This window comes from Hymenobacter persicinus (genome assembly GCF_004167665.1).
Lineage (GTDB): Bacteria > Bacteroidota > Bacteroidia > Cytophagales > Hymenobacteraceae > Hymenobacter > Hymenobacter persicinus.
This window is the reverse complement of sequence record NZ_SEWE01000083.1, coordinates 1-8,487: the sequence shown is the minus strand read 5'-3', so window position 1 is coordinate 8,487 and position 8,487 is coordinate 1. Positions and strand designations below refer to the sequence as shown.

The window sequence follows — 8,487 nt, the reverse complement described above, 5'->3', positions numbered from 1 at the left end:
CTCCCCATTCCGGGGAGCCGCTTTTTTGTGTCTAATGACTACTTAATCGACCTTATTTCAGATCAAACAGGAAGCTAAAGCGAATAACCGGCTGCCCGTAGATGTCGCTCAGCCCGTCGTTGAAGTTGTAGAGAATGGAGATATCGGCCGCGGCCCGGTCGCTGAACTGCTGGCGGTAGCCGGCCCCGGCCAGCGGGGTCCGCACGATGGTGCGGCGGGTGATGAGCTGGGTGCCGGAAGCGTCCACGTCGGGGTATTCGGCGCGGGTGACTTCGTATTCGCCGTGCAGGAAAATGCCCAGGTCCTTGAGCAGCATGTACTGGGCAAAGGCCTTGACCCCGATATTATTGGACGACAAATCCTTGGGGTAGCCCCGGCTTTGCAGGTAGCGCGAGAAGCCGTAGTTGGTGTACGAGTACGAAATGCCCGGCCCGAAAGCAAAGCGGTCCGTGACGCGGTAGCCAATGGCGGGCGCGATGCTGGCGTTGAACTGGCTGATGTCGCCGTAGCCGTTGTAGCCCAGGCCGAAGTTGGAGTACAGGAAGTACCGCCGCAGGGGCTTGGGCTGGTCGGCGCTGGTCGTGCCTTTCGGAAACTCCAAGCCCGAGGGCGAGTTGGGCGTGGGCTTCACCGTCGGGGCGGGCAGGGGCTCGTCGGTGGGCGCCGGCACGGGCACCGCCGGCCGCGGGGCGGGCTCCGTGGGGGTCGGGCGGGGGGGGGCACCGGGTGGGGCCGTGTTCAACTCGGGCTTCACCTGGGCCTGCGCAACTTCCGGCAGAGCCAGCCAGCCGGCTCCCAGCACGGATAAGGCGAATACGATACGTTTCATAGCGGCAACAACGTAATTAGGAAACGAGTTGGTACATGCGCTGACGCATGGTTTTGATCTGGTCGTCGGCCAGATACTCCTCGTAGCTCATGCGGCGGTCAATGATGCCGTCGGGCGTCAGCTCGATGATGCGGTTGGCCACGGTTTCCACGAACTGCAAGTCGTGGGAGTAGAACAGCAGCGTGCCGTTGTAGTCGCGCAGGGAGTTGTTCAGAGCCGTAATGCTTTCCAGGTCGAGGTGGTTCGTCGGGTCGTCCAGTACGAGTACGTTGCCGGCCTCCATCATGATTTTGGAGAGCATGCAGCGCACTTTCTCGCCCCCGCTGAGCACGTTCGACTTTTTCTGGGACTCCTCGCCCGAAAACAGCATCCGGCCCAAAAAGCCGCGGATAAACGACTCGTCCTTCTCGGTCGAGTACTGCCGCAGCCAGTCCACTAGGTTCAGGTCGGTGTCGAAGAACTCGGCGTTTTCGCGGGGGAAGTACGAGGGCGTGATGGTGGTACCCCAGTGGAAGGTGCCCGCGTCGGCCTTTACCTGCTCAAACAAAATGTCGAACAGCAGGGAAGGAGCCCGGTCGTCGCGGCTGATGATGGCCACTTTATCCTTCTTGTCGAGCGAAAACGAGACGTTCTTGAACACGGTCTGACCTTCCACCGACGCCTTCAGGTTCTCAACCGTGAGCAGCTGGTTGCCGGCTTCGCGCTCGGGTTTGAAGGCAATGTAGGGGTACTTGCGCGAGCTGGGCTTGATTTCCTCCAGGGTCAGCTTTTGCAGCAGCTTCTGGCGCGAGGTGGCCTGCTTGGACTTCGAGGCGTTGGCCGAGAAGCGGCGCACGAACTCCTCGAGTTCCTTGCGCTTGTCCTCGGTTTTCTTGTTCACGTCCTGGCGCTGCTTCAGCGCGAGCTGAGAGCTTTCGTACCAGAACGAGTAGTTGCCGGGGTACATGGTGATTTTCGAGAAGTCCAGGTCGGCCATGTAGTTACACACCGCGTCGAGGAAGTGCCGGTCGTGGCTGACCACGATGACCGTATTCTGGAACGAGTCGAGGAAGTTTTCCAGCCAGAGCACGGTCTCGGCGTCGAGGCCGTTGGTGGGTTCGTCGAGCAGCAGCACGTCGGGGTTGCCAAACAGGGCCTGGGCCAGCAGCACGCGCACCTTGTCGGAGCCGCCCAGGTCGCCCATGAGAGTGTTGTGCTTGTCTTCGCCGATGCCAAGGCCGGAGAGCAGCTCGGCCGCCTCGTAGTCGGCATTCCAGCCTTCGAGGTCGGCAAAGTCGCCTTCGAGCTGGGCGGCCCGCTCGCCGTCGGCGTCGGAGAAGTCAGGCTTGGCGTAGAGGGCGTCCTTTTCCTCCATCACCTTCCAGAGCTTGGTGTGGCCCATGATGACGGTCTGGAGCACGGGGTACTGGTCGTAGGCAAACTGGTCCTGGCGCAGCACCGACAGGCGGGAGCCGGCGGGCATGTCGACCGAGCCGGTGTTGGGCTCCATCTCGCCCGAGAGAATCTTCAGAAACGTTGACTTGCCGGCGCCGTTGGCCCCGATCAGGCCATACACGTTGCCGGGCATAAACTTGATGGTGACGTCTTCAAACAGCACGCGCTTGCCGTAGCGCAGACTAACGTTGGTGGTACTGATCATACAGGAGGAAAAAACGAAGTAGCAAGGGGAAAACGAAGGCCGAGGCGCAGCCCCGACAATCGGCGCGCAAAAATACGCAAACTGCCGCGGGCGGCCGTATGGCCCCGGCAATTTGCGGTTGCGCCCCGAAATGGGGAAGGCGGGCCGGCTGCTTTTCAACTCAGTGGGCGGCAAGTCATTGCAAGCTGAACCACTTTCGCCGAAAAACCGCCCCGCCGGCAAAACATCCCGAAACGGAAAGCAGTATTAAGGAAAGCCAAGTAGCTCAGCCCGCTGCGCCGCCGGACAGCCCATAACACCCCGCCCCCCGGTTGCAGTTCCGAAGCCCTTGGCCGGTTTGATGGTTCAACCCTTTTTCCAGTCTGCTTTTTATGCGCGACGCGAGCATCACCCCCGAAAAAAATGGAGTCCGCTACGGACTGCCGACGGCTGCGGGCATGGCGGCCTACTTCCTGCTGGCCTCCCTGCTCCACCTCACCGACCGAGTGGAATTCAGCTTCCTGAACGGAGTTATTCTGGCCATCGGCGTGAGCATGGCCATTGCCCACTATAAGCAGGTGTGCCACAACCGCATGCCCTACTTGCAGGGCTTCGGCACGGGCATCGTGACGGCGCTGGTGGCGTCGGTCGTGTTTGGGCTGTTTTTCATCGTCTACACGGTCATCAACCCCGCCATCATGGACCAGCTGCGCGCCCGCGACCTGTTCGGCTTTGACTTATCCGTGACCATTGCCTTTTTAGCCATCGTTCTGCAAGGCGTTATGTCGGGCGTTATCATCTCCCTGATTGCCATGCAGTACTACAAGAGCCCCGACCACAAGCCCATGGAAGGAGTAGAGTAACTGGAATGCTTAAACAAGAGCAAAAGGCCGGTTCCCGCCCAGGAGCCGGCCTTTTTTGTTTTCCATTTTTGGGAAATAACTCGGGCGTATTTCTCGTTTTAGGAACTTATTGAGGAAAAAAATATGTTATGAATAGATTGTGTATTTCATTTAAGAAATATATATTTGTACTATACAGAGTTGATTAAAAACTGGTCATTTCGGGCCAGCTGCCAATCTTCCGCTGTAGTGCGCCTCCAACCCTGACCAGCCTTCACCTGACTTTTTATGAAAACGCTTTTCCTGACTTTATTCCTGCTTACCGGCCTCGTGGCCGGGGCGTCGGCCCAGATGCGTGACCGGCATGCCGAGCGTCCGGGCAGCGGGGAGGTTCCCGTGGCCCGCGTCGATGAAATGACCCGGCAGATGTGCGACCGGCTTCATCTCAATGAAGCCCAGTATATTCGTCTGCGGGCGGCCAACCAGATTAAAATTGCCCGCCTCGACGAAATTCAGTGGCAGTACAAGGACGACCCCAACCAGCAGCGCGTGCTGATGTCGGAGCTGGAAGCCCAGTACGAAGTGGAGTGCGGCCGCATCCTGACGCCCTCCCAGCTGAGCCTCTTCCGAAGCGAGCAGCACCGCGACAGTGTGCCCGCCCAGCCCGACCCGAACGAAGGCGGCCTGGGATAAGTCCTCAGCTCCGCGTCCCTAACAAAAAAGCCGCCCCCGAAACGGGGCGGCTTTTTTTGTTGAAGTCCGGGCTAGGCCACGGCCTTGTTACTTTCCCGACAGGGGCTTCTCGTATAAAACGGCCGTCACGATGCCGGTGGGGCCGAAGTGGAACGTGAGTTTGTTGGCCGCGGAGCGCTGGTGTCGGGGTTCGCACTGGGTGCCCGGCTCGACGTAGTAGAAGTAAGTTTTCTCGGTTTGCTCGTTGAGTTCCTCCTCGTCGGGCCGACCGAAGAGGGCGTCGATATCAGCCGTGCGGGTGCCGTAGAGGACTTCGCGGTGGGCATTAATGACGGGAAGCTGCCGGGCCCGCTGGTTTTGGCAGGCGTAGGCATCCCGGCGCCAGGCCGCCGAGTCGAAACCGGGGATACTGGTCAGGGAATGACCGCAGGATGTGAGGATTACGAGCCCGAACAGGACAAAGAAAAGGCGAATGGACATTGCTGGGGAGGGTTGGGAACCAGACCCCTACCTGAGTGGTTGGTGGGGCCGGGAATGATGCGGCTAAAGTACTAGATTTGTATGGCCAGACGTACGACCTGCGCTTCTTACTGCCCATTTAATTCTACTACCGACTATTCCAGCCGATGACTTCCACACCGACTGCCTTCGCCGGCCTACTGCTAGTTCTGCTGAGTTTTTTTTCCGGAGTTGAGTCCGCCGCGGCGGCACCCGGCAACGGGGGCGGCGCGGTGGTGAAGCTGACCGGCCCGCGCCGGGCCACCTACATGGCCGCCTTCGAGCAGCACGTGCTCCAGACCTACGTGCAAACCGGCCTGACGACCAGCGGGCTGCCGATAAACGTGTACCGCGAGGCCCTGCTGGGGTTCTACAACCTGCAGCAGCGCGGGCAGGTGTCGGCACAGCGGCAGGTCTTGACCATTATTGATTTCAACCGCTCGAGCCGCCTCAAGCGCCTGTGGGTGATTGACGTGAAGCAGCAGCGGGTGCTGTTTCATACGCTCGTGGCTCATGGCAAAAACACGGGAGAAGAGTTTGCTTCGGCGTTTTCCAACCAGAACGGCTCGGAAATGAGCAGCCTGGGCTTCTACGTGACCGGCAACACCTACGACGGCAAGCACGGCCTGTCGCTGAAGCTCAACGGGCTCGACGCCGGCTACAATACCAACGCTGCCAGCCGCTCGGTGGTCGTGCACGGGGCCGAGTACGTGTGCGAGGAGTTTGTGCGCGCCCACGGTCGGCTGGGCCGGAGCCAGGGCTGCCCGGCCCTGCCCCTCGACCAGAGCAGTGCCATCATCCGGGCCATCAAAAACGGAACGGTGGTATACGCCCACGCCCCGAGCGGGGTGCGCTACGAGTCGAGCCTGCAGGAGCTGGACCCGGCCCTGCTGGCCTTCGCCCAGAGCAAGGGTCTGGCCGACGACTAAGTTGCTCAGGCGTAGTTTCAGCTCAGATTATCACAAAAAAGCCCGGCACGAAAGCCGGGCTTTTTTTATGCGGTAAGCGCTTGGAGCCCATTGCGCTAGGCCCGGTCGCCGGTGGCTTTGACGAGGTTGATGCCGGCAAAAAAGAAAATCAGGCCGACGGCGAAGGGCACCAAAGAGTTGATTTTGCTGAGCGCCACGCCGGCCATGTGCAGGAAGCCGAGGGCCCCGTAGATAATGCCGATGATGCCGAGGATGGTGAGAATGGCGCCGAAAGTGCGTTTCTGATTCATGTTAAAGAAGGGTTGGGAGAGAGAAGTACGGGGGGCGCCGACGCCGGGTGGCATCGGCAGGGACTGGTACGCAGAAAAATTGGTTTTGGGTATATAGAGCTTGGCAACCCTACCGCAAATCGCGCGTTACAGGGCCAACGGCTGTCCACAGAGCCGATTTTGTTCCGCCCTTTTTTCATCCTTGTCCTTGCCATGAGAGGAAACCTTCGCTACATAATTGCCCTTGTCCTTGCCCTGTTTTCCTTCGTCACTTACTACTGCAAACGGTCGGTGAATGAGGTGACCGGCGAAACCCAGCACGTGGACATGACCGCCGAGCAGGAAATTGCCCTGGGCCTGCAGGCCGCCCCCGAAATGGCCCAGCAGTACGGCGGAATTCACCCCGACCGCCAGGCTGGCGCCCGGGTGGAGGAAATCGGGCAGCAGATTGTGCGCAGCACCAAAGCCGCCCAAACGCCCTACAAATTCCAGTTTCACCTGCTGGCCGATGAGAATACCATCAACGCCTTCGCCCTGCCCGGCGGCCAGATTTTCATTACCGCGGGCCTGCTCAAAAACCTGAAGTCGGAAGCCCAGGTGGCCGGCGTGCTGGCCCACGAAATTGGCCACGTGGTAGCCCGGCACTCGGCTGAGCAGGTGGCCAAGAGCCAGCTCACCCAGGGCCTGACCGGCGCCGCCGCCATTGGCATGTACGACCCGGACCGGCCCAGCACGGCGGTCAGCGCCGCGGCTGCGGCCATGGTGGCCAAGCTCGTGACCATGCGCTTTGGCCGGGAAGATGAGCTCGAAGCCGATAAGCTCGCCGTCGACTTCACGCCCCAGGCCGGCTACGACCCCCGGGCCATGATTCAGGTGATGCAGATTCTGGAGCAGTCCGGGGGCGGCAATAACCCGCCCGAGTTTATGAGTACCCACCCCAACCCCGGCAACCGCATTGCCGAGCTGGAAAAGGACATTGCCGCGGAGTTTCCCGGCGGCGTGCCCGCCAATCTGAAGAAGTAAGCCGCGCGCTTGCTAATAGTTATCCAATGGCCGGGCGGAAGCTCGGCCATTGTGCGTTCGGGCCCGTACGTATTCCCAAAAACACTTCCTATGGCTTCCTTCGTCCGGCTGCACCAGCTGCTATTCGTGCTGAACCCCGTTTCCGGCGACATCGACAAATCGACGCTCGAAGGCACGATTTCCGCTTTTTGCGCCGAACGGGGCCGGCAGGCGCACTTCTTTCACACCAGCGGGGAGCAGGACCTGCGCCGCCTCCAGACCGAGTTGGGGCGTCGGCCTTACGACGCCGTGTTTGCCTGCGGCGGCGACGGCACCGTGAACCTGGTGGCCCAGGCCCTGGCCGACACGGAGCTGGTGCTGGGCATTTTGCCCCTGGGCTCGGGCAACGGCTTGGCCAAGGACCTGGGTATTCCGCAGGAGCTCGACGAGGCTTTGCACCTGATCTGGGACCATGAAGTGCGGCAAGTGGATACGCTGCGGGTGGGGGGCAACTTCTCGGCTCACCTGTCAGATCTGGGCTTTAATGCGCTGGTGGTGGAAGAGTTTTGCAACGGCGATACCCGTGGACCCGGGGCCTACGTGCGCATTGCCACCCAGCGCTACCTCGACTACGAGCCGGCCACCTACCGCGTCCGCACCGACCGGGAAACGTTCGAAGGGCCCGCCTTCATGGTCACGCTGGCCAACGGCAATACCTTCGGCAGCAACGTGGTCATCAACCCCGACAGCCGCCTCGACGACGGGGAGTTCGAAGTCTGCATCATCGAGCCCTTTCCCGGCACGGCGGCCCTGGGCATCCTCTACCAGCTCTACACCCGCGACTTCGACGCCTCGCTCTACACCCGGCGCCTGCGCTGCCGCTGGGTGGAAATCGAGGTGCCGGGCCAGCAGCAAGTGCTCGGGCAGGTCGACGGGGAACCGCTGGAACTACCAACGCCGATTCGGGCCGAGGTTATTCCGCGGAGCCTGCGGGTGCTGACCCCGCCCACGCCGGCTGCCTGACCACCGCTGGCGCCGTAGCCGCGGGCAGCAGCCGCGCCCGGAACACCTCGGGCGCTGGCTCTCCGGCCGCGGCGCCCGGTTCAAGGGTGCGCAGCCACACTTCCCCGTTCTGGTAGAAGTCGAGGCTGAAAAAGCCCTTGTGCTCGTGAATAAAGGTGGCCTTGCCGCCCGGCTGCACGAAGGCCGTTTTGCTGCCCGCCCCGCTCACCAGGTAGTGGCCCTGGCGGTAATGGAAATACTGCAGGTTGTGGTCGTGGCCCGCCGCGTAGATGACATTGGGAAACTGGTGCAGCACCCGCAGCAGGCGTCGGCGCATCTTGCGGTACTTGGGGTGGGCCATGTCCTCCTCAGCCCCGACGAGTTTGCGGTAGAGTGGGAAGAAGGAGCCCAGCACCGGCAGGGGCACGTAGGCCATCTTATGCACGGCTGTGAGCGGAAAAACGTGCTGCTTGGCCGTGAAATTTCCCCCGTGCAGGGCATTTGAGTACAGCGGGTGGTGGCCGGCCACCACAATCTGCTGGTGGCGGTTCTGGTCCAGAATCCGGTATAGGTCCTGAAAAGGGGCCTTGGCATCAATGGCCGTGCAGCCGGCGGCTTTTCCCAAGGGGCGGAGGCCGTTCTGCACCCACCACTGGGTATTGAGCACGACCAGCAGCAGGTTGTCGGCCAGCTGCACGGTTATGGGCCCCGGGCAGCCCTGGGCGGGCAGGTAATGGGCCGTCGGCAGATGCTCTTGCACGTAGGCTTCTTGGCGCAGCAAATACGCGTAGCCATCGGGCCGGCC

9 protein-coding genes and 1 pseudogene are annotated in these 8,487 nt (G+C 61.3%); 5 read left to right on the top strand and 5 right to left on the bottom strand.

Going from position 1 to position 8,487, the window contains the following annotated elements; all coding sequences use genetic code 11:
- Nucleotides 1–52 precede the first annotated feature (52 nt).
- Nucleotides 53–829: a hypothetical protein gene (locus EWM57_RS20500; protein WP_129923169.1), complete on the bottom strand. Its 777-nt coding sequence runs from the start codon at nucleotides 827–829 to the stop codon at nucleotides 53–55.
- A gap of 16 nt (nucleotides 830–845) precedes the next feature.
- The gene (locus tag EWM57_RS20495; protein ID WP_129923168.1) at nucleotides 846–2,468 is read right to left on the bottom strand and encodes an ABC-F family ATP-binding cassette domain-containing protein; all 1,623 of its coding nucleotides are present in this window, start codon (nucleotides 2,466–2,468) and stop codon (nucleotides 846–848) included.
- Between the two features lie 371 nt (nucleotides 2,469–2,839).
- Here EWM57_RS20495 and EWM57_RS20490 point away from each other — a divergent pair, with 371 nt between their 5' ends.
- Together EWM57_RS20490 and EWM57_RS20485 are read left to right on the top strand one after the other, a co-directional pair.
- Nucleotides 2,840–3,310 carry a DUF4199 domain-containing protein gene (locus EWM57_RS20490; RefSeq protein WP_129923167.1) on the top strand — a complete coding sequence of 157 codons (471 nt, stop codon included), beginning with the start codon at nucleotides 2,840–2,842 and terminating at the stop codon, nucleotides 3,308–3,310.
- Between the two features lie 267 nt (nucleotides 3,311–3,577).
- On the top strand, nucleotides 3,578–3,982 hold the full coding sequence (locus tag EWM57_RS20485) for a hypothetical protein (protein ID WP_129923166.1): 405 nt from the start codon (nucleotides 3,578–3,580) through the stop codon (nucleotides 3,980–3,982).
- 87 nt (nucleotides 3,983–4,069) lie between these two features.
- Here the strand turns inward: EWM57_RS20485 and EWM57_RS20480 are convergent, their stop codons facing one another.
- Nucleotides 4,070–4,462, bottom strand: a complete 393-nt coding sequence (locus EWM57_RS20480) for a hypothetical protein (protein ID WP_129923165.1) — start codon at nucleotides 4,460–4,462, stop codon at nucleotides 4,070–4,072.
- A 146-nt stretch (nucleotides 4,463–4,608) separates the two neighbouring features.
- Here EWM57_RS20480 and EWM57_RS20475 point away from each other — a divergent pair, with 146 nt between their 5' ends.
- Nucleotides 4,609–5,409: a murein L,D-transpeptidase catalytic domain family protein gene (locus EWM57_RS20475; protein WP_129923164.1), complete on the top strand. Its 801-nt coding sequence runs from the start codon at nucleotides 4,609–4,611 to the stop codon at nucleotides 5,407–5,409.
- 95 nt (nucleotides 5,410–5,504) lie between these two features.
- On the opposite strand, the gene EWM57_RS20470 is transcribed toward EWM57_RS20475, so the two are convergent.
- Complete coding sequence (locus EWM57_RS20470) at nucleotides 5,505–5,699, bottom strand: hypothetical protein (RefSeq protein WP_129923163.1); 195 nt, start codon at nucleotides 5,697–5,699, stop codon at nucleotides 5,505–5,507.
- Between the two features lie 192 nt (nucleotides 5,700–5,891).
- Here EWM57_RS20470 and EWM57_RS20465 point away from each other — a divergent pair, with 192 nt between their 5' ends.
- Together EWM57_RS20465 and EWM57_RS20460 are read left to right on the top strand one after the other, a co-directional pair.
- Nucleotides 5,892–6,701, top strand: coding sequence for a M48 family metallopeptidase (locus tag EWM57_RS20465; RefSeq protein ID WP_129923162.1), 810 nt, complete (start codon nucleotides 5,892–5,894; stop codon nucleotides 6,699–6,701).
- A 90-nt stretch (nucleotides 6,702–6,791) separates the two neighbouring features.
- Nucleotides 6,792–7,703: a diacylglycerol/lipid kinase family protein gene (locus EWM57_RS20460; RefSeq protein WP_165370596.1), complete on the top strand. Its 912-nt coding sequence runs from the start codon at nucleotides 6,792–6,794 to the stop codon at nucleotides 7,701–7,703.
- Here EWM57_RS20460 and EWM57_RS20455 read toward each other — a convergent pair.
- Nucleotides 7,654–8,487: pseudogene (locus EWM57_RS20455) on the bottom strand (metallophosphoesterase); the annotation flags it as partial. The gene EWM57_RS20460 and the pseudogene EWM57_RS20455 sit on opposite strands and share 50 nt — an antisense overlap.

Excerpts from the sequence above, each read along its gene's own strand:
- EWM57_RS20500 (WP_129923169.1), bottom strand. The coding sequence starts at position 829 with ATGAAACGTATCGTATTCGCCTTATCCGTGCTGGGAGCCGGCTGGCTG.
- EWM57_RS20495 (WP_129923168.1), bottom strand. The coding sequence starts at position 2,468 with ATGATCAGTACCACCAACGTTAGTCTGCGCTACGGCAAGCGCGTGCTG.
- EWM57_RS20490 (WP_129923167.1), top strand. The coding sequence starts at position 2,840 with ATGCGCGACGCGAGCATCACCCCCGAAAAAAATGGAGTCCGCTACGGA.
- EWM57_RS20485 (WP_129923166.1), top strand. The coding sequence starts at position 3,578 with ATGAAAACGCTTTTCCTGACTTTATTCCTGCTTACCGGCCTCGTGGCC.
- EWM57_RS20480 (WP_129923165.1), bottom strand. The coding sequence starts at position 4,462 with ATGTCCATTCGCCTTTTCTTTGTCCTGTTCGGGCTCGTAATCCTCACA.
- EWM57_RS20475 (WP_129923164.1), top strand. The coding sequence starts at position 4,609 with ATGACTTCCACACCGACTGCCTTCGCCGGCCTACTGCTAGTTCTGCTG.
- EWM57_RS20470 (WP_129923163.1), bottom strand. The coding sequence starts at position 5,699 with ATGAATCAGAAACGCACTTTCGGCGCCATTCTCACCATCCTCGGCATC.
- EWM57_RS20465 (WP_129923162.1), top strand. The coding sequence starts at position 5,892 with ATGAGAGGAAACCTTCGCTACATAATTGCCCTTGTCCTTGCCCTGTTT.
- EWM57_RS20460 (WP_165370596.1), top strand. The coding sequence starts at position 6,792 with ATGGCTTCCTTCGTCCGGCTGCACCAGCTGCTATTCGTGCTGAACCCC.